The organism is Celerinatantimonas sediminis, assembly GCF_046054195.1.
Lineage (GTDB): Bacteria > Pseudomonadota > Gammaproteobacteria > Enterobacterales > Celerinatantimonadaceae > Celerinatantimonas.
The window spans coordinates 1-23811 of record NZ_JBEQCS010000026.1 but is presented as its reverse complement, the minus strand read 5'-3'; the positions used below and the strand labels follow the sequence as shown (position 1 = coordinate 23811).

Below are 23811 nucleotides of genomic sequence, written 5' to 3'. Positions count from 1 at the left end.
ACTGGCTGTGATGGTTAGAACGTTTGCACCTTACTCAACCTTGAATGCGATGTGACTGATTAGATCAGATTTTAAATCGGATGAAATCTGCTTTAAGGCATGATAAAAAGCGCCATCATCAATCAATTTAATTGAATCTGTATTAATCAATCGAATTGTGCAATCGCTCTCATCAGGAAAACCTGGGCCACCGGCATGCAGAGCATCCCAAAGCGCATCAAGATTCCTACCAAAATACCCGGCACCTTCTGGCTCAACTATAGCGAGATATTGCTTCCAAAATTCACTCTTACTGTGGACATTTTCGCAATCAATCGTGTACTTCGTCATCAGAATATTGCCCAATAATATTTAGAGTTATAGCGTCGAATTAAGTAGTGAGCAACGCAGTATAAAGTCACCGCTTGGCACTGTAAATACCGAAACTCACCGCAAACCAAAACTGCTACGCGCTGCAAATCTGCTTAATTTGTTTATCTGACCTTTTTGACATATTCACTTATTTTATGCCAGCTTTGACGTATTTCCTTAATTATCCAATGACGGCCAGAAAGTTCTATATTTGGATTACTGCATACTTCTAGATTATCTAACAGCCAATTGTCAGGCCAGCCCGACCAATTTCCTTCGATGCTCAGTAAGTTGAATGCCAATACCGGATATACTTCATTCCAAAGTATTTTTTATGCTTCTTCGCCTTGTTTAATGGCTATTACTACTGCTTATCCAGAACGTTTTTTGCGATATAATAGCCAACTAGCAATTCAATAAAGGCTGCAAACGCCCACGCACCCCACACTAATGCCCAAACGACTGAGATGGATACAATAGCTATAATCACACTACGTAAATTATTGATAAAAGCACCAATTGAAAAACCGATAATTACGAAAACTATGGTATAAAAAAGCATTATTTTATTCCCTTATAACAACAACACTTGTTACGCACATAAAAGCCTCTTAACGCAAAGAACAGTTGTAAAACACATGGAACTAAATTTTGGGAACCAAACTCTGACACGTATTTTGTCAATCGCTTCGCCTTGTTATAACCCATTTACACCAAATATTCTCCAATTTTAGTGAACCACCCCTTCACCTCATCTAAAGGATCTCTTTCATGAATCATATCTGCAGTCATTAAAGGGAATGCACGATCAGCTAATCTGATTTTTGCATTATTATCTTTCATAATGCCATCATAATTTTGAGCGATAGAGTAAGCTTCTGCGAAAACTCTTGGGGTTGCTTTACCATCAGAATTCGGCTGATCAGTTACATCAATATCAATATCGAAAGCCGCTTTTATAGCATCATGATGAAGATAACTTTCAATTTCATATTTATTAGTAATAAATGCCCTTGAACCATCAGCTCTCTCATTTATAGCTTTCGCTGAATCAGCGTAACTACTTACATCTGAATCATAAATATGAATTTCTGGTCTACCTAGTCCTTTTAAATAATGGTGGTTCACCCAATGCTTCAAATTACCGCCCCCAAGAACAATAAATGCCACTCTATCATCAGTATCTAAATTGGGGATGGAATTATCCTCCACATGTAAAGCACTACTTAAAGCTTTTAATGCACTTACATCTGTTGGACCTTCAACGCATACTAAAACTTTAACTCGGCTATCAGGTGTAACACCTAATGCATCAGCTACTTCAGTTAATACATCACTACCATGAGCTATAGCAGGTTTTCCACTTTCATCTCGACTAATGAAACGTATACCATCCATTGGTAAATCACTGGCAAAACCCGGACTATGCGTAGTTAATATTACTTGACAGTTAGGCTCAGAAGACAAAGTAGAAAATGAAGATTGTAGAATTTTTTGATTATTTGGATGCTGTGCTGTTTCTGGCTCTTCAACAGCATAAATGATACCTTTTTTATTTCCTTTTTTTAGCAACCGTTCCGCTTCAGCTTTAAAAAAACTAACCAAGACCAATCGCCTAACACCACTTCCTCTCTTGTTTAATGGAATCCCATCGGTCATTAAGTTAACAGAAAATAATCCGGTCCATTTAGATATGGTTGGTGGTGTAAATTCAGGAGTTAACTGGCTAGCAAGATTCTTATCGATTGTTTTTAATGCGTTATGTGTATTATTGGCAATTTCTTCTGTACGCTCTTGAACTTTTTTCTGTATCCGTTCAATATCATCCTGAACTTCAGATATAGCCGCAGCAACAGCTGCTTTCATAGGATCTTGGACTTCACCGTCAGAATCTTTACTACTTCGATCACTTTGAAATAATGCAAATAGAGGTAAATACTTATCAACCTGCTCCCAAATTCTTTTGCTATCTTCTTTTGGTTTTGTTACTGGAATATCTACTTCTTTTACCTCTAGGTCAGTAGCATTTTTCCAAATGGCAGCTCTCATTATTGGATTACCCTTTAATGGACAATCAATCTCTTGTTTCTTAATTATTGATTGTAGATCTTTTTCTTTTAATTCTAAAAGATTATGAAATCCATTAGCTGTAGGGTGTTGCGCTATTATGAAAACTTCACATGAAGGATTTTTCTTACCGCAATCAAATACTTTTTTAATCTTTAGTGTTTTTTCATTTGTTAATAAATATTCATTTTCAAGTGTTGTATCTATACCGCTATCAAGAATTATTTTTTCTGGTAACACTGAAAACTCACAAGTTATGACTACTTTTTTATCCTCATTGAAAATATTTGCGTCATCTTGAGATATTTTTACAGTATCATTATTAAAAAATATTTCCAGGGCTTCTAAAACTGTAGATTTACCAATATCATTCTTACCAATAATTGTTGTTAAATCATCAACTTGAATTTTCACAACATCTTTATAGCATCGCAAATTTTCTATTTCAATCGATTCTAATTTCAACGAAAGATTCCTTTTAAGGTTATAAAAATTTGAATATATGTAAACTCAAAAACTTCCTGCACAATTCTATACTCAATTTCTCTAATCGTTTAAGCGATAGCAATCGCTACCACCCTAGGTATACAAAAACATCCTGTCAGACTTTCTAAATCCAATCACATGACCACTAACTAAGCACTGACTGAATTTAAGTTGCAGATGCGAAATAGCGCAGAAAGGAGCAATTGATTATTTTCATTGTAGAGAAATTAATATGGAAAACCATACTTGTTTGGTTATTTTTTGATTGGGATCAGCTTGCTATAAATAGCAAATAACTATCTAATCCAAAGTAATTAATTCAAAAGTAGTAATAAATTTAATATAGGTAGAATTTAGCAGTTTTAAATAATAATGATGGCTATTTTAATATCAACAAATCTAAGATTATTGGCCTTGTTTTGCCAATAAAATTGCCACGTTAATCAGATTAGCTAATGGCTGATTGATTTATAAAAAAAGCAGCCGAAGCTGCTTTTTCTTAGTGATAACGTCGGGCATCAATAATACCGGGGAGCTGGCTAATTTTAGTTAATATTCGCGACAGCGTATCAATATTATAAACTTCTACTTCAATATCCATAGTCGCCGTCTGAGCCTTCACATCACTACGTGTATTCATCCCTACAACATTCACTTTATCATTTGCCAAAACGGTGGTGATATCGCGCAGCAGGCCACTGCGGTCATTCGCTATCACGCGAACGGTTAATGAATAACCGCCGCCGGTGAGATTATCGCCCCAAACTGCATCAATCACGCGCTCAGGAGAGCGCTGTTTAAGTTCCTCTAATTGCTCACAATCAGCGCGATGAATACTGATACCACGGCCTTGGGTTATGAATCCTTGGATCAAATCTCCAGGGATCGGCTGACAACAACGCGCGATATGGGTCATCAAGTTACCAATGCCTTCCACCACGATGTGATCTTTCGCTTTGGGCTTTTTCAGCTGGCTTTTTAAATGAGCACTGGTTTTCTCCAACTGCTCTAAAGCCTGACGATCTTCTTCTTCAGCAGATGGTTGATGCAAAATCCCTTCAAGCTGATTAATCAACTGATTGATACGCACGTCCCCCGCACCAACTGCAGCCATTAAATCTTCAAGGGTCGTGACATTAAAGCGATCGATGCACAGCTCTAAATCAGCCATTTTAAAGCCATGGCGAGTTAATTCTGTATCGAGCAGCTCTTTACCTGCTGTGATATTTTTATCGCGATCTTGTTTTTTGAACCAAGTCAGAACCTTACTGCGAGCCCGCGATGAGCGAATGTAGCCTAAATTTGGATTAAGCCAATCGCGGCTTGGATTAGGCTCTTTCTGAGTGATAATTTCGACCTGTTCACCAGTTTGCAGCTGATAGGTAAATGGGACAATTCGCCCACCTACTTTCGCCCCGATACAACGGTGTCCCACTTGGCTGTGAACATAATAAGCAAAATCTAATGGTGTTGAGCCAGATGGCAAGTCCACCACTTCACCTTTCGGCGTAAATACATAGACTCTGTCATCAAAGACTTGCGAGCGCAGCTCGTCCATCAGAGCGCCATTTTCGGCCATATCTTCCTGCCATTTCAGCAGTTTTCGCAGCCATGCAATTTTATCTTCATAGCCACTTTTACCCGCATTAGGGCCTTCTTTGTACTTCCAATGCGCTGCAACCCCAAGTTCGGCATCATCATGCATCTTGCGGGTACGGATTTGGATCTCAACCGATTTGCCTTCTGGGCCCATCACCACTGTGTGGATAGATTGATAGCCGTTGGGTTTAGGGTTGGCAACGTAATCATCAAATTCATTGGGCAGGTGATGCCAAAGCGTGTGCACAACGCCCAGCGCCCCGTAACAGTCTTGCAATTTTTCAACGGTAATACGCACCGCTCGCACATCAAATAACTCATCAAATGCGAGGTGTTTTTTCTGCATTTTGCGCCAAATGCTATAAATATGTTTGGGACGGCCATAAACTTGGGCATCAATCCCCGACTCTTTAATCGCTTGCGACAACGTGGCGACAAAATTCTCGATATATTTTTCTCGATCAAGGCGCTTCTCATCGAGCTGTTTGGCTATCTGCTTATAAGTTTGCGGATGTTGATAGCGGAACATCAGATCTTCAAGTTCCCACTTCAACTGACCGATACCTAAGCGGTTTGCCAGTGGCGCGTAAATATCTTGGCTCTCTTTGGCGGCCAGTACGCGAACTTCTTCTGGTTCTGATTTAACGCTGCGTAAATAACAAATCCGCTCAGCGATTTTAATCACAATCGCGCGCACATCACCGACCATCGCCAGCAACATCCGTCGCACGTTATCCACCTGGGCAGCAGATAAATTATTACCACCGGTGCGCAAATCGTGAATCGCATTCATCTGTGCGACTTTATCGCTTAATTCAATGACATCAATGCGAACAAAATCTTCACCAAAATGCTCGTTGGGATAAAGACCCGCTTCTTTAAATGGAAACAATAAAGCCGCTTCAAGCGTGGTTTTATCCATATTCAGCGTGATCAGGATTTCCACCATCTCTTTGCCTTTATTAAGGCACTGCTGAATAAGCTCTTTATCGGCATCCATCTGACGAAACGCTTCGCATATGACCAACAGCGCGTGCTGTTCATCCTTGCCAATATTTAAGGCGGCTGCCCATTGGCGCTCGTTGGTGAGTAACTGTTTGTTCAAATGTGTTTCTCGAATAGAAACCATAAGATATCCTTGAATCAAGCTAGTCGGCAGATAAAAGCACGGCTGTTTCAACGTGGCTGGTTTGGCTAAACATATTAATCAACGCCCAGCGTTGGATTTTATAACCATATTCGCGAGCCATTGCCAAATCCCGAGCCATCGTTGCTGGGTCACATGCAATATATACTACGGCTTTGACCCCAGCTTTCGCAACTGACTCAAGTGCGGTTTTTGCCCCCGCGCGAGCCGGATCGAGTAATACTTTGTCGATATCGTCACAAATGCCAGCTAAGGTTTTGGGGTCATCCAAATCGCCACTTAGCGCGGTAATATTATCCAGTTGGTTAAGCTTAGCGTTTAAAAGAAGCTGCTCGCTCATGCGCTCAACACCTTCGATTGCAATCACCGATTTAGCGCGTTTTGCTAACGCTAACGAGAAATTTCCAACGCCCGAGAAAAGGTCCAGCAATCGTTCGTCGGCTTTGGGGGCTAACCAGTCCAAAGCCAATTGCACCAGCTGCTCATTGAGTGACTGATTAACCTGAATAAAGTCACCGGGCGTAAAATGAACCTTAAGGTCATCCAGTTGATAATAACAATCCGAGCCAGATAAATAACGTTCACCATTGATATCACTGACAAAAAAGCTCAACTGCAGCTCGTTTGCAAATTGCTGACACAATTGACGCTGTTTTTCATTTAAGGCGCTGGTTAAACGCAGCCTTAAAGCAGGCTGTGGCAGGCAATCATAAAGCTCAACATGGCCAAGTTTAGCCGCTTTAGGAAACTGACTTAACAGCGTTTGCAATGGAGCAAGCAACGCATTAAGAGACTCTTTGAGCACCAAGCAGCTATCGATTTGCACAAGTTGCTTACTTTGCCGCTGGCGAAACCCTAACATCCAGCCCTGACGGTTATCAAACCACGTTGCCAAACGAGTCACACGCCGATAATGCCAATCGTGTCCATAAATCAGTTGTGGCGCCATTAACTGCTCATAACCGCCCAGCTGCTCAATTAAGTGGCTCACTTGTGGCGCTTTTAGTTTGAGTTGGTCTTCATAGCTTAAGATCTGTCCCTGACAACCGCCGCATTTTGCATAATACTGACACGCTGGTGTGATTCGCCGAGGATCGGCTTGCAGCACTTTAACTAATTGAGCTTTGTTCTTCCTAGTGGCTTTTAGCTGAACTTGCTCACCACTAATAACATCTTGAGTAAAATAGGTCTGCTGTTGATAATGGATAATCCCTTGCAAACGGTGGTCAAGCGCACTGACAGAACCTTTAAAAACGGTGGATTTATTCTTGCTGGATTGTTTTGTTTTATAAAATTGAACCATATTATCTATTGGGCCTATTCATACCATTTACACAAAGGTTATGTCATCATAGCCAAGCGGCTTACTGACTTATCGTATCGTTCAAAATCTTATGACCAAATACGGATTACGCGCGCGCGTTTACACTCTCACTATTTTACCAACTCTTTTGATTGGCGTATTGCTAGCGACTTATTTTATTTCCAATCGAAATCAGCAATTACAACAATTTGCGATTCAACAAGGCGTCGATGCTATCGAACCGCTGGCCATTGCCAGTGAATTTGGTCTAGCCAGACACAGCCGAGAGCGAGTCAAAGAGGTTCTCAATATCAACCGGCGTAAGCAATCAACGCAAATTCATAGCATTGCAGTTTTTACCGCCGACAATCAGTTATTTGTCACTGGCAGCTACCATCGCTCATTAGGATTATTGCAGGTCGCTGACGGCAATCCATTGCCAACATCAACTCAAGTTATTGAAAAGCCAGATTATATCATTGTTCGAGCCCCAATTTGGGCCGATAGCGAAGATAGTTTTAGCCGCTATACCAGTGGCCAACCTGAGCTTTTAGGTTACATCGCGCTGCGACTTGATAAAGAGCGTGCCATTCTTTTGCAGTTCCGCGATACCACAATCGCTATTTTTATTGTCTTCCTTGGCATTATTGTGAGTGTGCTATTTGCCTATCAATTGGTTCGTCATGCGACACGACCGATTGCGAAAATGGTCCAAGTGGTCGATAGCATTCGCCAAGGCCGATTGGATACAAGGTTGCCCAATGATGAATACCCAGGTGAGCTGGAAATGCTTAAAACTGGGATTAACGCGATGGCTAAATCGTTGGCGGAATATCACGAAGAGATGCACCAAAGCATCGAACAAGCAACCAGTGATCTGCGTGAAACATTAGAGCAGATCGAAATTCAGAACATCGATCTGGATATGGCAAAACGTGAAGCGCAGCAAGCGGCGAAGGTAAAATCTGAATTTCTGGCGAATATGAGCCATGAGCTTCGCACCCCGCTCAATGGTGTGCTGGGCTTTGCCCGTCAGTTGCAAAAAACACCGTTAAATAACGAACAGCGCGACTTTTTACAAACCATCGAAAATTCAGCGACAAACCTGCTATCGATCATTAATGACATTCTCGATTTCTCAAAAATTGAAGCTGGGCAACTCAACCTAGAACGCATTGCATTTCATCTGGTTGATACCACCGAAGAAGTCGTTACCTTGCTCGCCCACTCAGCGCCTGAAAAAAATATCGAGTTGGTATTGGATGTTGCCCCGGATGTGCCAACTGGCATTTATGGTGACCCGCTGCGCTATCAGCAAGTGCTCACTAACTTAATTGGTAATGCCCTTAAATTTACCTCCCAAGGGCATGTGGTGGTCTTTGTAAATGCAAAAGAGCAGACCGAGAACAGCCCATTTATGCTCGAAGTGGCGATTCAAGACAGCGGGATTGGGATTGTCAAAGAGCAACAAGAGCAACTGTTTCAGGCATTTCGCCAAGCCGATGCCAGCATCAGCCGCCATTACGGCGGCACCGGTTTAGGGCTGGTGATCACCCGTAAACTAGTGCAACAGATGGGCGGCGATATTCAGCTTGAATCCACCCCCGGGAAAGGCTCAACCTTTACCTTCACCATCGAGTGTGAAGTGGCCGATATTGCCCTTGGCGATCCGCTGCCGCTGGAGCAATTGAGCCAGCAAACGCTGTTTATGTACGAACCCATGTCTGCCACTCGGTTAAGCCTTGAGCACCTTGCTAAGCGCCTTGGCTTTCATCTGGTAAGCTTTGACACAAGCGCAAATATGCTCAGCGAACTTAGCCATGTTCAGGGCAATAAACCCAACGTATTGCTTGGCACAACGGCGCAACAATCGACTCAAGAACTACTAGAAGAGGTACAACGCTTTAGCCAGTTAACAGACAACTTGCTAGTCTCAGTTATCGCGCATGATTCAGAATCGATTCGACAACTGATTTATGCCGGAGCCACGCATTGTCTGGTCAAACCGCTGCAATATCGCAAATTAGCCGCGCAACTGGTCGATCGCACCCCGCTTCAAGAATCACAGCTGCCACTGCTTGACCCGCATCCAATGCCGAGCCACTACCCGATTCGAGTGTTAGCAGTTGATGATAACCCAGCCAATCTTAAACTGATTGCCACTATTTTAACGCCGCGAGTCACCGCGATTGACTGCGCTCAGAGCGGACAACAAGCGCTAGAGCAACTGCAAGATAACCATTACGATTTAATCTTGATGGATATTCAGATGCCCGGCATGGACGGTATTCAAACCACTGCCGCCATTCGAGAACGCTACCCTGAGTTTTCAACGCCCATTGTCGCGGTCACAGCCCATGCTAGTACCGGCGATCGCCAACGGCTCCTTGATGAAAATTTAGATGATTATCTCTCAAAACCCGTCGATGAAGATGAGCTGATTGCCGTGATTCACCGCTGCTGCCCAACTGTGATGGGCTCGATTCATCAACTTGTTGAGCAATTGCCAGCCCAACCTCAAGCGCAAATAGCATCGTCAAATGATGGCTACGATTGGCATCTTGCACTCAAACGCTCAGCCAATAAGCCTGATTTAGCCAAAGAGATGCTGCAGATGCTTAAAGCTTCAGCCAAAGACTTACCAAGTGAGATAGAAAAGGCTCTGAGCGGGCAGATGGATGAGGCGCAGCTGCGCCAAGTGATTCATAAATTTCACGGTGGCGTTGCCTATAGTGGCGCTAAAGCGCTAGAGAAGCTCACCGAACAGCTAGAGTCGGCACTGATTCATGGTCAGTCGATTACTGATTTAGAGCCAGAGCTGTTAGAGCTGATTGATGCGTGTCAGACTCTGGCTCAAATCAGTGAAACGCCACCGACTGCAGCGTCAAATTAACGACTGGTATCAATATATTTGTGGGCATACTGGCGGCGCTGAATGCCGCTTAGTAACCACATTACAAATCCGCCGACAAATAACAGCGCGGCGACATACCCGGTCTGATTAGCCGGATGGTGATAGGTAAAAACAACACTTCCGGCAAAAGGGCCAATCGCATTTGCCATATTAAATGCACACTGCAAAAGCGCACCAATGACTTCATGGCCGCCTTTAGCCACTTGCATCAACATCGATTGGATAACCGTGGTTAGCCCCAAACAAGCACCTAACAGAAAGACCACCACTAACAATAAAATGGGATATTGAGCCACCTTCACATAGGCCAACGCAACCAGCACGCCATACACGAGCGCCATCCCGGTGACCCTTCCGGCAAATCGGTCATGAGGCTGACCAAATAGCCAGTTGCCGGTAGTTGAGCCAATCCCAAACAACACCATAGCCAGTGAGATAAAATATCCTGAAACATGGGTGACATTTAAAATGGTGTTCGCAAGATAGGTGTAAATACAAAAAACCCCACCGAAACCAATCACACCGATTCCAACAATTGGCCAGATCAGTGGATCTTTTAACACCCCTAACTCTTGGCGCAATGAACCTTGCGAAACCTGAATATCCGGCAATACTTTGCGCAGCAATCCGCAAGCGATAATGCCAATCAGCGCCACCACCATCAAACACAACCGCCAGCTTAAAATCTGAGCCATCAGTGTGGCAACGGGTACACCAATAATTGTGGCAATCGTCAGGCCGAAGAAAACACGCGACATAAACAGTGTGCTTCGACCTTCTGGCGCCAGTTTGGCACCAAATAACAGAGCCGTTCCAAAGTAAGCTCCATGCGGCAAGCCACTTAAAAACCGGAACAAAATCAGCTGAGAAAACGATTGCGAGTAAGCACTTAATCCATTAAATAAAAAGATTAAAAATGCATATAAAACCAATGCGGTGCGCCGCTTCAGCTTAGGCGTTAAAACCATCAACAATGGTGCGCCAACCACAACCCCTAATGCGTAGGCGCTAATCGCCTCTCCGGCACGGTCTGTTGCCACATTAAAGCTCTGAGCAATTAACGGCAACATCGGCATCATTGAGAATTCCGTTAACCCCAACATGAAGGTACCAAGAGCTAGCGCTAAAAGAGGCAGCACAATATTTCCACTCGAGTGAGGCTGAGCACGGCTTAAGCTCATGACAACTCCTTAAATTGACAACAAACATCCAAGCGACTGATCATAACGCGTTATACTCAGGAAGAAACCCCTTTGAGAGCTCTGTCACACTAAAAATAAAAAAGCCTCTTAAAAGAGGCTCACCATAAGTTCGCTTTTTCAACCATTAACTTTCGCAAATCACCACGGCCATTGCATAATCACGCTCATCGCTAATGGATAAAAACCAGCGGCTCACCCCAAGCGCCACAGAAAGCTGTGCAGCCTTACCTTGAACCGTTAAATAGGGTTTGCCTAACGCATCGTTCTCAACGATGAAATCTTGAAAGCTAACGCCTTTAGCAATTCCTGTCCCCAATGCTTTAGCTGCCGCTTCTTTGGCGGCAAAGCGCTTTGCCAAAAACGGGCCAGGTCGTGAGGACTCCAGCCACGTTGCATATTCAGATTCAGCGAGAATACGTTTAGCCAGGCGAGGCTGAAGCTGTGGATTTAAACGTTCTATCTGTACGATATCGCTACCCAGTCCGACGATGGCCATAGATACTCCTGAAAATAGTAGCGCTTAATATTTCTTAAGCTACTGAAATTATTATTGGCGTTTACTCAAGCGATGTTGCATTAATAACTCCCGACTGCGCAGAACCCGGCCGCCAAGAAGCTCATCAATCAACTGTCTGAATAACACTTTGGCCTGATGCATTAATGCCGAGTCACTATTATCTAGATGCTCCAGTCGCTTAAGATCTGCGCCATAAACACTTTGAGAATTCGGCTCACAAATCATAAACCCTTCGCCACTGATAAACTGATAATGGCAATCGGCCTCGATGGACTGGCCATCCGGGATCCCATAACCAAGTTCAGTTAAAAGTGTCAGTTCAAATGGCCGCAGCACCGCCGCTAATGGCAATTTAGCAGTGGCTAAATCAACCAGAGCTTGCTGATAAGCGGTATAGATAACTGGAACAGGTTCTTCATCAGGAAGTAGATAATAGAGTAATTCATTGAGATAAAAACCGCTGTATAACGCATCACCAAAAAGCGGAATAGCCAGAGAATCCGATTCAATCTGGCTGGTATTTTTTAAGCCACTGCGCCCTTTGATATATAAGCGCAGTGGTATAAATGGCTGCAAAAGCCCACGACTATCTTTGGTAATTCGAGCAACCGCACTGACTTTGCCGTAACGCCAACTGAAAAGTTGGACCAATGCACTGCTCTCCCGATAGGGGCGTCGGTGCAGCACGAACGCGTCAGTTAAGTCCATAGTTTTACAGTGGATCGTCTCCGTAGCCTAAGCTACGCAGCGCTCGCTCATCATCAGCCCAGCCGGATTTAACTTTCACCCAGATCTCTAGAAATACTTTATTTTCAAAAAGTTTTTCCATGTCTAGGCGCGCTTCTCGACCAATGGTTTTCAGTTTCTCACCTTTATTGCCGATGATCATTTTCTTCTGCCCTGAGCGCTCGACAAGAATTAACGCGTTAATCTGATAAACGCCGTTTTCTTGCATCCGAAACTGTTCTATTTCAACCGTGGTTGAATAAGGCAGCTCTTGGCCGGTAAAGCGCATCAGTTTTTCACGAATAATCTCTTGGGCCATAAACCGCGATGAGCGATCGGTGATGTAATCTTCTGGGAAGAAAAACACATTATCAGGCAGTGACTGCTGAGACCATTGGATCAGTTTATCGACATTAGTGCCGTGTTTGGCGCTAATCGGAACTATCTGAGTAAAATCAAATTTAGTGGATAATTCTTTAAGATGCGGCAACAGCACTTCACCTTTTTCACTAATATTATCGACTTTATTCACCGCCAGAACGATTGGAGCTTTGACATTGCGAAGTTTATTCAAAACCATGTCATCATCAGCATTCCAGTGGGTTCCATCGACGACAAAAATCACCATGGAAACATCTGACAATGAACTGCTAGCAGAGCGGTTCATCAACCGATTAATTGCACGTTTTTCTTCAATATGAAGCCCGGGAGTATCAATATAAATTGTTTGATATTCCCCTTCAGTGTGGATCCCCACAATCCGGTGGCGAGTTGTCTGTGGCTTTTTCGAGGTAATACTTACCTTTTGCCCCAGCAACTGGTTTAACAAGGTTGATTTACCCACATTCGGGCGACCAACGATGGCAACGAAGCCACAGTGAGTTCCATACTCTGGCACTTCACTCATGCATCAAACTCCTTGAGAATGCGTCGCGCTGCATCTTGCTCAGCCTTACGCCGGCTAGTGCCTTTGCCTTCAATCGCAGCCTCTGTTAATTCTGTTGTGCAACTTACGGTAAACTGCTGGTTATGTGCTTCGCCACTGACTTCGACGACTTCATATTCCGGCAATGATTTTTTTTGCCCCTGCAGATATTCCTGCAACCGAGTTTTAGGGTCTTTTTGATCGTTGCCCGGTTTAATCGTAGACAACCGACTTTCATACCATTTTAGCAGTAAAGGCTGAATCACGTCGGTGCCACTATCTAAATAGATAGCGCCGATGAGCGCTTCAATTGCATCTGCTAAAATTGATTCGCGCCGATATCCACCGCTTTTAAGCTCGCCAGGCCCTAATCGCAGATAATCGCCTAGCTGAAATTCACGGCCAAATTCAGCCAATGTCTTACCTTTTACTAAGGTAGCTCGCATGCGCGACAGATCGCCCTCAGGTGATTTGGGAAATTGCAGATACAGTGCATCTGCAATTACCCAACTCAAGATGGCATCGCCTAGAAATTCTAGGCGTTCATTATGAACCGAACTGGCACTGCGGTGAGTCAGTGCCTGGTCCAATAATTGTTTGTTTTTAAATGTATATCCTAATGACCGTTGTAGTCGGCCTGTATCATCCACCATTAATGAATGGCTCCAATCCGATTAAAGCGAACGCCTGTCGGTACCCAACTTGGCAACCAAGAGTTCGCCGAGTGATTAAATTCAAAACTTATCCAAACTGCGACAGCCCGACCCACCAGATTGTGCGCCGGAACAAATCCCCAATAGCGACTATCTTCACTATTGTCGCGATTATCGCCCATCGCGAAATACTCACCATCGGGCACGATAAACTCGGTTGAGTCTGTGCCATCTTGTTGGAAATAAGTACTAGGGTTATCCGCTAAATACGGGTTAATTAAAATTCGATGCGACACTTTGCCCAATTGTTCCTGATAGGTATCCAAAGGATATCCCCGTTCATGGAACTGCCCTTGGGCAAGTAGCTCACGCGTTACCTTAATCGGCGCAGGACATTTATCTTGCTCACATTTAGGAACAATCGTCAGTTGTTTATCTTTATAAATAACTTTATCGCCCGGCAGGCCGACCACGCGCTTAATGTAATCAAGCTTTGGATTACGCGGATATTTAAACACGATAATGTCACCACGTTTTGGCTGACCGGTTGGAATTAACGTATCGTTAAAAATCGGATCTTTTAATCCGTATGCAAATTTTTCGACCAGAATAAAATCGCCAACTAATAAAGTTGGCTTCATTGATCCGGAAGGAATTTGAAATGGTTCGTATAAAAACGAACGCAGAATTAAAACCACCAGTAAGACGGGGAAAACTGATTTGCAGTTCTCAATCCAACCTGGCTCCTTTAATAGTTGGGAACTAACCTCTTCAGGAAGCTCGCCTTGCGCTGCGTTTTGTGCGATTTGCAATTTTGCCTGACGCTGCTTGCCAAAGACCCAACGATCCAACGCCCAAACAATCCCAGTGAGCAATGTAACAACAACTAAAACAATCGAAAAATAAGCCGCCATGAATTAATCCTTACCGATATGCAGTACTGCAAGGAAAGCTTCTTGAGGAACTTCCACATTGCCCACTTGTTTCATACGTTTTTTACCTTCTTTTTGTTTAGCCAGCAGTTTTTTCTTACGGCTGACATCCCCGCCATAACATTTAGCCAAGACATTTTTACGCAGCTGTTTGACGGTGCTTCGAGCAATAATGTGGTTACCAATTGCCGCCTGAATAGCGATATCAAACATCTGCCGGGGAATTAATTCTTTCATTTTCTCAACCACTTCACGGCCCCGATAAGCGGCTTGATCGCGGTGAGTAATCAGTGCCAGAGCATCCACTCGGTCACCGTTAATTAAGATATCAACGCGAGCCATATCAGAGGCTTCGAAGCGCTTAAAGTTATAATCAAGCGATGCATAGCCGCGGCTGGTTGATTTTAATCTATCGAAAAAGTCCAAGACCACCTCGGCCATTGGAATTTCATAAGTCAAAGATACCTGATTGCCATGGTAAACCATGTTGGTTTGCATACCACGTTTTTCCACACACAACGTGATAACATTACCTAAATATTCTTTAGGCACCAAAATATTAACTTCACAGATTGGCTCACGAAGCTCTTCGATATCATTAACTGACGGCAATTTCGCCGGGCTATCTACGTAAACAATATTCTGATTCGTTAGCAAAACTTCATAAACAACCGTCGGCGCAGTGGTAATCAAATCGAGATCATATTCGCGCTCTAAACGCTCTTGAATGATCTCCATGTGCAGCATGCCCAAAAAGCCACAACGAAAACCAAAGCCCAATGCAGCTGATGTTTCTGGTTCATAAAAAAGCGATGAATCGTTGAGGCTAAGTTTGCCCAGTGCATCACGAAATGCTTCATAGTCATCAGAGCTAACCGGAAATAAGCCAGCATAAACCTGCGGTTTCACTTTTTTAAAGCCAGGCAGCGGCTTATCGGTCGGATTTTTAGCGAGCGTTAACGTATCCCCCACCGGAGCGCCGTGAATTTCTTTAATGCCCGCAATAACAAATCCAACTTCACCGGCATGCAGCACGCCAGTCTCTTTTTGTTTTGGGGTAAAAACACCGACTTTATCGACCACATGAGTCACGCCGGTGGACATGACTTTCATTTTATCGCCAGTGCGAATAACACCGTTTTTAACGCGTACCAGAGAAACCACGCCCTGATAATTGTCAAACCACGAGTCTACAATCAGTGCTTGTAGCGGCTGTTCAGAATCACCTTCTGGCGGTGGAATTTGCGTTACAATCGCCTCTAACACATCTTCAATACCAATGCCCGTTTTCGCTGAGCAATGGGTCGCATTGAGGGCATCAATGCCAACAATATCTTCGATTTCATGCGCAACGCGATCAGGGTCTGCTTGCGGCAGGTCGATTTTGTTTAGAACTGGAATCACTTCCAAATCCATATCGATAGCGGTATAGCAGTTGGCAAGCGTTTGAGCTTCCACACCTTGAGCGGCATCAACCACCAGCAATGCACCTTCACAGGCAGCCAGTGAGCGAGAAACTTCATAGGAAAAATCGACATGTCCAGGGGTATCAATAAAATTCAGCTGATACGTTTGACCATCACGCGCGGTGTAATCAAGCGTCACACTTTGCGCTTTAATGGTGATCCCTCGTTCGCGTTCGAGATCCATTGAATCGAGCACCTGCTCGGCCATTTCACGATCGGTTAATCCTCCGCAATGTTGAATTAAACGATCTGACAGGGTCGACTTACCATGGTCGATATGGGCAATAATAGAAAAGTTACGAATATGCTTCATGGAATACAGGCTTTCGCTCAACGTTAAAGGAATGTACTTAAGGCGGAGAATTTTACTCGATTTGTTTGATTAAGGCTATTAGTGCGCAAATTTACTGACTAATAGAGAGCATAATCGGCTCATATTCGCGATGATGACTTAACCGTTTCGCGCCAAAGCGAGCAATCAAAAAGCCAAAGAAGGCACCGATGACACACCCGGCCACGGCAATATTATCGCTATTGCCAAAAAATTCAGCAGCGAGAATGACCCCCATCACCATGGTGACCAGCGGCAATAAATAAACCAACATCGCACTTCGCACCAAACTTTGTGCAGGCAAGCCGATTTCAATCCGTTGACCCGGTATAACTGGATATTTTAAACGCACTTTAAAACGGTGCGTTTTAGGAGCAAACGCTTTAGCAACCGCCGAGTTACCACAGCTATCAGCTGCATGACACTGGCCACAAGCACTGCGGCTAACGCATTCAACCCATGCATAATCTTTTTCGACATCAACGACTAACGCCGTTTCAGTGACCATATGATCGATATCAGTCATGGCTTATCTCCTGAGCTTTATCCTCTGCCTTGGCAGGGATTAGTTTAACAGATTGAGCAATTAAGGTAGCAGTCTGCGGTGGTACTTCACCGACCACTGTTATCTCCATCCCGTTATGAACGACTGAATGTAAAGAAGTCGCTCCCTGGCGGACTATTTCTCCCTGTAATATCTGACTATTCCCTTTAGGATAAGCATACACTGACACATCAAATAATCCGTCACTGAGTTTCAAATAATCAACTCGTTGCTGAGTAATCGCAAGGACATGCTGATCTTGGCTAACAATCTGCATCCCTGTCGGTTTCCAGCCTAATTGCCATTTGACATCACTCGGCTTGGGAGAGTCAAGATCTGATAGCGCCGGTAAGTCAATCGATGAGAGTTTTTCCATCCATTGCGTGGGTTTGTCAAATAAAGCCAAATCCAATGCCATCTGTTGTTCAACCAAATTGCCATGACGGTCAACAATATCAATTCTAAGTGGTAGGTGGCTTACTTCATCAAGCCACAGATACAAGCCATATAATCGGTCATGTTTGGGAATAATCCGAATGACCTGAGCCACTCGCCCCGCTACACGGCCTTTTCCGGATACGACTAAATCATAATTTGCCATTAAATGAGTTGGACTAACATCTCCCAAGGTATCCATCATTCCGGCCATGCGTGACGCTTTAACTGAATAAGGTGTCTGGCCAAAGGCATAATGAGCAACTTGGTCGCCGCGGCGAACTGATTCGCGAACAGGGCCATTTAGATGAATACGATGAACGACTTCAACGCCATTGATTACGCCATGAAACAGGCGCATTGGCTCAATGCTTCCCTGACGTACACGAATATAAGAAAGCTCATAATTATCATGGTGATAAGATTTCTGAAACTGACTTAAAAGCGTATCCGGACTGATTTTGTCAGATGCAGAACTCGCGCCAGTAGAGGGTTGAGTCGAATGAATAGAATGCTCAGGTGATGAGAGCTCAGAAGATGATGTTTCTCCAACACTTGGAGAGGCAATAACCTGTCTGCTTAATAAGGCAAACAGACATACAAAAAAGATCCGATAATGCATATAACCTAATTTTCTTGGCGCTGCTGCAATTGATGATCCTGCAAGAATGCCGCAATTTCCTTACGCTGTTCGAGCCACTGTTTTTCAGTTAATTTATCAGGGTTGTCCGAGAAATGCGTTTGTAAACTAACTGGCGCGACCGTGCCACCAATTGGAACTGTATCCAATACTTGCAGCGGCTGACTTGCATTCGTTGGCTGAGACTGAGCTTGCTGGTAATGCTGAACACCCAAGATTGCCATCACTGCAACTGATGCGGCAATTGCATATTGCCCCACACCTTTAAACCAGTTTGCCACCGGCAGCTGTTTAAGCCAGCCAACCTGCTCAGTGGTTTGCTCAACACCGCTATCATTAGCAGGCATTGATGCATTATAACTGGCTTCTTGTTCTAGGGCTTTCGCAATACTATCACTGAGATCCAAATTAAGGGAGCTTGGCAGATCGCTACCACGCATAATATCGCCGACTAAATGATAGCGTTGCCACTTTTGGCTACCCTGTTCATCACAAACTAACGCCTGCAATGCTTGTTCGTCCTTTAACTCGCTGTCGATCAGTGCTGAGAGTTGTTCGTCTTTATCGACCATAAAATTTCCCTTCAGTTACCGTCTCATTAACGGCTGGATCTGTTTATCAATCGCTTCACGAGCTCTAAAAATACGTGATCTGACGGTCCCCACGGGACATTCCATAATCTGAGCAATTTCCTCATAGCTCATTGCGTCGATCTCGCGAAGCGTAATAGCCGTGCGTAATTCATCGGGTAACTGCTCAATTGTTGCAAAAACAACCTGACGGATTTCATCAGTGAGCAGCTCAGCTTCTGGCGTGGAACTTTCGTGCATCACTTCCCCGCCATCATAAAATTCTGCGTCATTTACATCGATATCGTTCGCTGGCGGACGCCGCCCCTGTGCCACGATATAGTTCTTAGCCGTATTAACTGCAATGCGATACAACCAAGTGTAGAACGCACTCTCGCCACGGAAATTAGGCAACGCCCGATAAGCTTTAATAAAAGCTTCTTGGGTTACATCGGCCACATCACCAGAGTTGTTTACATATTTTGCAACTAACCCGGCAACTTTATGCTGGTATTTGCCGACCAACAAATTAAAAGCCTGTTTATCGCCCTGTTGGATCCGTTCAACAAGAGTTTGATCTGTCCACTGATGTTGTTTCATTCCGCGTGGCTATCCCCACTAATAATAGCCACGACAACAAACTGCCAGCGTGAACATTTAATATGACTACGATTGTTCAAAAAAGTTCTCTTCTAATAAAATTAAATTTTAAAAATTTTATGGCTCGTATTTAAATTCACCCAAAACAGCGCAAACGCTAATTTAGCTTAAAAACATCCTTTAAAACGAGTCTTTTAACAATATTCAGCTCAAAACTGCGAGCATACCTAAATTAGAAACCACTTCCAATCATTTAACAATAGTTTACATAGCTTAGCGCTTAAGCATGTAACAGCGAAAAACATAAGCGGCGGTAGCTCGTTTTATCTAACATATCGCAAAAGACTAAAAGATAACGTCGATGGTTGTTTTCAGATAAACAAAGCCAACAAAACCCCATCCCCACACGCGAGCGCGAATCAATCGTATAATAATGTTGATCGAGCCAAAGTTGCTCTTGGCGAATCACCAGATAACGCGGCACAGGGAGCTTTATTGAACAATAGATAATGGCACTGGTGACGCCCCAGCATAACCATAAAAACAGATTTACCTGATACAGATACAAGCCAAAGGCCCATCCTAGAATGAGCCATACAATCAGGCGTTTAAATCTATTACTTGGATAAAGAAGGGCTATGTGTGTCGTTGTAGCGCAAAATAGCATCGATTATTTTACCTAATTGCTCATCAGGACAGGGGCGATGGCGCATAAACCAGCTAAATAAGTCAGGGTCATCACAACTTAATAAACGGCAAAACTGCGATTGCTGCTCTTCACTTAAGTGCTCATAACAGTTCTCAACAAACGGTTGCAAGAGAACATCAAGCTCTAACATTCCTCTGCGACAGGCCCACAATAAGCGGGATTTAGCTAAAGAAGTATCCATGATTGTTCCTTCTGAAAAACTATCGGTCAGCGTAATGACTGATAGACTGACCTTTTAAGTAAAATTTATACCAATTAAAAAGCTTTTATCTGAACCGCTCAGCAAGCCTTGCGCATAAAAATCATCTGCAAAGTTAAACCTCGCCAAGACAACGGCTGACAAACGCTGCTCGGCAATATACCATCACTATAACATTGACCCACATGAAACCAATGAATTGGGAGCAAGAAAGGTGGAATTAGACAAATTATCAACATTTGAAAATTTGCGCGTTGGTCCATTGACTGATTGGTCGCTGACTCGTATCAGTGGCGCAGACCGACTAACTTACTTGCAAGGACAACTAACAGCCGAAGTTCAGGGGCTCGCCCAAGGCGCTCAAACCTTATCTGGCCACTGCGATCCAAAAGGTAAGCTTTGGTCTGTTATTCGCCTCATTAATGCAGGCGAATGGATTTGGATGTTACAGCCAGCTTCAGCAAAAGCAGTTCAGTTACCAGAGCTTAAGAAATATAGCGTATTTTCAAAGGTTAACATTGAAGATGAAGCACAATTTTGTGCTGTTGCTGTTATCGGCAAACAAGCAAAAGCGTTTATTGAGCAGCATTTTGGCGCCCCAATCGCAGCGCAAGGTGGACTATTAGAAGAAGGCTATTGTTTAAGTTATGCAGCTCAACCTATGCGCTATCTACTGATAGTGCCACAGGCTCAAGCGCAGCAGCTTTACACAGATGAAAGCTCACTTGATGAATTATGGCAAGGGCTTGATATTGTCGCCGGGTTAGCGAGCATAACGAAACCGACCAGTAATGAGTTTATCCCGCAGGCATTAAATCTTCATCTGCTGGATGCCATTAGCTTTACCAAAGGCTGCTATACCGGCCAAGAAGTTGTCGCTCGAGCGAAATATCGCGGCACTAATAAACGCGCGACAATGCGCTTTGTCGGTCAGTCATCACAAGAGATTGAAAATGGCAGCGATATAGAGATGTCCTTAAATGGCAATTGGCGGCGCTGTGGTACGGTGCTCAATAGTTATCGCCAAAGTGATGGCTATACAGAAATACTGGCGGTTGTGCGCAAAGACAGTGAAGCCGACCAAGACTATCGCCTTGAGGGCCAAGAGCAAAGTCACCTGACACTGGCTCATCTGCCCTATTCTTTAGATGAATCCTAAATCACTCAAGCTATAATAAACGTATAGTCAAAAAGGAGACATCTCATGCAATCACCTTGTATTCGTCATTGTACCCTCAATAATGATGATATCTGCATGGGATGTTTTCGCCATCTTGATGAGATCACCGGCTGGCACAAAGCCTCTGAAGAACAACAGCAAGCCATCTTAAAACGCTGCTCGAAACGCCAAAAACAATATATGGAACAGATTCTGCATTACATCCGCTAGCGACAATTTTCCGCCACCTTTAAGTGTGGTTGGACGTGATGTGATAGGAATCTAAAATGGGAAAATATTGGCTTTATTTAGCGATGGCTATCATTCTCACTGGCTGTGCCACCGCCCAGCAAACCAGTGAAAAAGTAGCTGATAACGCGCAGCAAAAAGTCGACAATAACCAGCGGCAAGTCACCTCATCAACGGATGATGGCTCACCAGTGCCAGATGATCCTTTTTATGCGCCTGTGGATCCGGCTCCCAAAGCCAAGCATGTCATTCCAACGGGCTCTGCATTCAATCCTTCGACCTCCACCAGTTTATATAGCTATGAACCGGCTTATTCTGTCGGCGATACAGTGACTGTGGTTTTGACTGAATCAGCTTCAGCGCAAAAATCAGCCACAACCGATATGTCCCATAACAATGACTATAACCTCGACCCCATTACCGTCCCTGGCGGGAAATTAACGGTCAATGGTAATACGGTCGAACTTGGGATGAAACAATCACAAAATTTTGACGGTAAAGCCAACTCGGCCCAAAGCCATACATTAACAGGCAAAATTACCGTTTCAGTCATTGACGTACTCAATAACGGCAACCTAGTCGTTCGCGGGGAAAAATGGCTGGTCATTAATAATGGTAAAGAATACATCCGCCTAACCGGAATTATCCGACCCAAAGATGTGACTGAAGCAAATACAGTTGACTCATCTCAGGTGGCAGATGCACGCATTGAGTTTAGTGGAACAGGCGATCAGGCTCATACCCAAACTCAAGGTTGGTTATCACGCTTATTTAGTGGAAGCTTATGGCCATTTTAACGATGAAAAAGAAACTCTCCGCGATTGCGATAGCGCTGTTAACCGTCCCGATGATGGCGCATGCAGTCTGGTTTCAAGGACAAGGTAGCGCCACCATTAAAGATGGTGAAGTTGACCAAGCGCGTCATGAAGCGGTGCAAAATGCGCTGCTCGGATTGATGTATAAAGGCGGTGCTAGTATTCGCTCAGTGCAGGTGGTTAAATCTGGCGTGTTAGCCAGTGATAAACTTACCGTGCGTACCAACGGTGAGATTCATGACATGCAAGTCATGCGTGAAAAACGTACCGATGACACGATTACCGTCACTGTTCGGGCCGATATTTTCCCGATGAAAACCTGCAATAAAGACAACTACGCCAAAACCATGATGATTGGTCCAATTACCATTCGAAGTCGCCAGCAGGCTCAGATGGGAGGGATTTATCAACTGGGCAAAACGTTGTCACAGCAGCTTTTTCAACAATTGCAATTAAGTAATCGACGCATTGACGCTCGCCAGTTGATGACAACCCCGATTGCCTCGCTGTCTGATTATAATGATCAAAACAGTATGCTAGAGGTTGCCCGCTCTCTGTCAGCACAAAATGACGTGCAATATGTGATGTTCGGCACCATTGATGATTTGTCGAACTATACCACCAGCTCAACCTCGCAGTTAACGGGCGTGACAGATACCACCCATCACCGTAGTTTTCGCATCACAATCTATGTCGTGGATGGCATTAAAGGCGATATCGTCTTTAGTAAAAGTTACAGTACCAATCAAGAATGGGACTTCAGCTTAACGATGAAAGTGAGCCCAGACAGCGATATGTTTTGGTCATCAAAATATGGCAAAGCCGTGCAATATGTCATGAAACAGGCCGTTCAGGATGTACAGGTTAGCTTGTACTGCAAACAGACACTGGCTAACGTGGTAGGGATTGATAATAACCAATTGATCATTAATTTAGGCCAACGCGATGGTGTTCAAGAGGGGGATGCATTTCATCTGATGCGAACTCGATACCTGTTATCTCATGACGGTGCCCAAAGCAGCCCTATTTTTAATCAGACTCAGTCCCCGCAATTTAAGGTGGTTTCAGTGCAAACTCACCGCTCGGTGCTGCAAGCGGACCACTATTCAGATATGGCCAATATCCAGCTGCGCGATATCTTAATCGCCAGCTCGCAAAATAAACTACGCGCCAATCTTGATGATTAACTCAAACAAAAAAACAATCCTCCGGCATAGCCGGAGGTTTTTCATATGCGCCTGTAAGGCTTTCCTGCCAGCAGCGCCCTAGCAGG

Annotated in this window: 24 protein-coding genes; 5 read left to right on the top strand and 19 right to left on the bottom strand. The window is 44.1% G+C overall.

Features of this window, described 5'->3' with window-relative positions:
- Positions 1-30 precede the first annotated feature (30 nt).
- The 6 genes from ABTQ23_RS19880 to rlmD all read right to left on the bottom strand — a co-directional run bounded on the left by ABTQ23_RS19880 (position 31) and on the right by rlmD (position 6953).
- On the bottom strand, positions 31-330 hold the full coding sequence (locus tag ABTQ23_RS19880; RefSeq protein ID WP_408617509.1) for a barstar family protein: 300 nt from the start codon (positions 328-330) through the stop codon (positions 31-33).
- 143 nt (positions 331-473) lie between these two features.
- Positions 474-680, bottom strand: coding sequence for a DUF7079 family protein (locus tag ABTQ23_RS21145; RefSeq protein ID WP_498038938.1), 207 nt, complete (start codon positions 678-680; stop codon positions 474-476).
- Positions 681-715: 35 nt separating this feature from the next.
- Complete coding sequence (locus ABTQ23_RS19875; protein ID WP_408617508.1) at positions 716-913, bottom strand: hypothetical protein; 198 nt, start codon at positions 911-913, stop codon at positions 716-718.
- A 146-nt stretch (positions 914-1059) separates the two neighbouring features.
- Positions 1060-2883 carry an ATP-binding protein gene (locus ABTQ23_RS19870; protein ID WP_408617507.1) on the bottom strand — a complete coding sequence of 608 codons (1824 nt, stop codon included), beginning with the start codon at positions 2881-2883 and terminating at the stop codon, positions 1060-1062.
- Between the two features lie 520 nt (positions 2884-3403).
- A complete protein-coding gene (gene relA / locus ABTQ23_RS19865; RefSeq protein ID WP_408617506.1) occupies positions 3404-5632 on the bottom strand; it encodes a GTP diphosphokinase in 2229 nt (742 codons plus the stop codon).
- 19 nt (positions 5633-5651) lie between these two features.
- Positions 5652-6953: a 23S rRNA (uracil(1939)-C(5))-methyltransferase RlmD gene (gene rlmD / locus ABTQ23_RS19860; RefSeq protein ID WP_408617505.1), complete on the bottom strand. Its 1302-nt coding sequence runs from the start codon at positions 6951-6953 to the stop codon at positions 5652-5654.
- A gap of 91 nt (positions 6954-7044) precedes the next feature.
- On the opposite strand from rlmD, the gene barA reads away from it, so the two are divergent.
- On the top strand, positions 7045-9846 hold the full coding sequence (barA, locus tag ABTQ23_RS19855) for a two-component sensor histidine kinase BarA (protein ID WP_408617504.1): 2802 nt from the start codon (positions 7045-7047) through the stop codon (positions 9844-9846).
- On the opposite strand, the gene ABTQ23_RS19850 is transcribed toward barA, so the two are convergent.
- The 13 genes from ABTQ23_RS19850 to ABTQ23_RS19790 all read right to left on the bottom strand — a co-directional run bounded on the left by ABTQ23_RS19850 (position 9843) and on the right by ABTQ23_RS19790 (position 20297).
- Positions 9843-11048: an MFS transporter gene (locus tag ABTQ23_RS19850; RefSeq protein ID WP_408617503.1), complete on the bottom strand. Its 1206-nt coding sequence runs from the start codon at positions 11046-11048 to the stop codon at positions 9843-9845. The genes barA and ABTQ23_RS19850 overlap by 4 nt on opposite strands.
- 145 nt (positions 11049-11193) lie before the next feature.
- Entirely contained in the window at positions 11194-11565 is a 372-nt protein-coding gene (gene acpS / locus ABTQ23_RS19845; protein ID WP_408617502.1) for a holo-ACP synthase, read from the bottom strand.
- Between the two features lie 51 nt (positions 11566-11616).
- On the bottom strand, positions 11617-12294 hold the full coding sequence (gene recO, locus ABTQ23_RS19840) for a DNA repair protein RecO (RefSeq protein ID WP_408617501.1): 678 nt from the start codon (positions 12292-12294) through the stop codon (positions 11617-11619).
- 4 nt (positions 12295-12298) lie between these two features.
- Entirely contained in the window at positions 12299-13219 is a 921-nt protein-coding gene (gene era, locus ABTQ23_RS19835) for a GTPase Era (protein ID WP_408617500.1), read from the bottom strand.
- Positions 13216-13890, bottom strand: coding sequence for a ribonuclease III (rnc, locus tag ABTQ23_RS19830; RefSeq protein WP_408617499.1), 675 nt, complete (start codon positions 13888-13890; stop codon positions 13216-13218). The genes era and rnc overlap by 4 nt, the downstream gene beginning before the upstream one ends.
- Positions 13890-14804: a signal peptidase I gene (gene lepB / locus ABTQ23_RS19825; RefSeq protein WP_408617498.1), complete on the bottom strand. Its 915-nt coding sequence runs from the start codon at positions 14802-14804 to the stop codon at positions 13890-13892. The genes rnc and lepB overlap by 1 nt, the downstream gene beginning before the upstream one ends.
- Positions 14805-14807: 3 nt before the next feature.
- Positions 14808-16601, bottom strand: a complete 1794-nt coding sequence (gene lepA / locus ABTQ23_RS19820) for a translation elongation factor 4 (protein WP_408617497.1) — start codon at positions 16599-16601, stop codon at positions 14808-14810.
- A 91-nt stretch (positions 16602-16692) separates the two neighbouring features.
- Positions 16693-17145 carry a SoxR reducing system RseC family protein gene (locus ABTQ23_RS19815; protein WP_408617496.1) on the bottom strand — a complete coding sequence of 151 codons (453 nt, stop codon included), beginning with the start codon at positions 17143-17145 and terminating at the stop codon, positions 16693-16695.
- The gene (locus tag ABTQ23_RS19810) at positions 17138-18220 is read right to left on the bottom strand and encodes a MucB/RseB C-terminal domain-containing protein (protein ID WP_408617495.1); all 1083 of its coding nucleotides are present in this window, start codon (positions 18218-18220) and stop codon (positions 17138-17140) included. The genes ABTQ23_RS19815 and ABTQ23_RS19810 overlap by 8 nt, the downstream gene beginning before the upstream one ends.
- A gap of 5 nt (positions 18221-18225) precedes the next feature.
- Complete coding sequence (locus ABTQ23_RS19805) at positions 18226-18810, bottom strand: sigma-E factor negative regulatory protein (protein ID WP_408617494.1); 585 nt, start codon at positions 18808-18810, stop codon at positions 18226-18228.
- Between the two features lie 15 nt (positions 18811-18825).
- On the bottom strand, positions 18826-19407 hold the full coding sequence (rpoE, locus tag ABTQ23_RS19800; RefSeq protein WP_408617493.1) for an RNA polymerase sigma factor RpoE: 582 nt from the start codon (positions 19405-19407) through the stop codon (positions 18826-18828).
- Between the two features lie 280 nt (positions 19408-19687).
- The gene (locus ABTQ23_RS19795; RefSeq protein WP_408617492.1) at positions 19688-19975 is read right to left on the bottom strand and encodes a protein YgfX; all 288 of its coding nucleotides are present in this window, start codon (positions 19973-19975) and stop codon (positions 19688-19690) included.
- Between the two features lie 49 nt (positions 19976-20024).
- Positions 20025-20297 (bottom strand): FAD assembly factor SdhE, encoded by a 273-nt coding sequence (locus ABTQ23_RS19790; protein WP_408617491.1) that lies wholly within the window; start codon positions 20295-20297, stop codon positions 20025-20027.
- 232 nt (positions 20298-20529) lie between these two features.
- On the opposite strand from ABTQ23_RS19790, the gene ygfZ reads away from it, so the two are divergent.
- From ygfZ to ABTQ23_RS19770, 4 genes are read left to right on the top strand one after another with little or no spacing between them, the layout of a single operon-like run.
- The gene (ygfZ, locus tag ABTQ23_RS19785) at positions 20530-21474 is read left to right on the top strand and encodes a tRNA-modifying protein YgfZ (protein WP_408617490.1); all 945 of its coding nucleotides are present in this window, start codon (positions 20530-20532) and stop codon (positions 21472-21474) included.
- A gap of 45 nt (positions 21475-21519) precedes the next feature.
- Positions 21520-21705, top strand: a complete 186-nt coding sequence (locus ABTQ23_RS19780; RefSeq protein WP_408617489.1) for a DUF1289 domain-containing protein — start codon at positions 21520-21522, stop codon at positions 21703-21705.
- 56 nt (positions 21706-21761) lie between these two features.
- The gene (locus ABTQ23_RS19775; RefSeq protein WP_408617488.1) at positions 21762-22520 is read left to right on the top strand and encodes a flagellar basal body L-ring protein FlgH; all 759 of its coding nucleotides are present in this window, start codon (positions 21762-21764) and stop codon (positions 22518-22520) included.
- Positions 22508-23725 (top strand): flagellar assembly protein T N-terminal domain-containing protein, encoded by a 1218-nt coding sequence (locus ABTQ23_RS19770; protein ID WP_408617487.1) that lies wholly within the window; start codon positions 22508-22510, stop codon positions 23723-23725. The genes ABTQ23_RS19775 and ABTQ23_RS19770 overlap by 13 nt, the downstream gene beginning before the upstream one ends.
- Positions 23726-23811 lie beyond the last annotated feature (86 nt).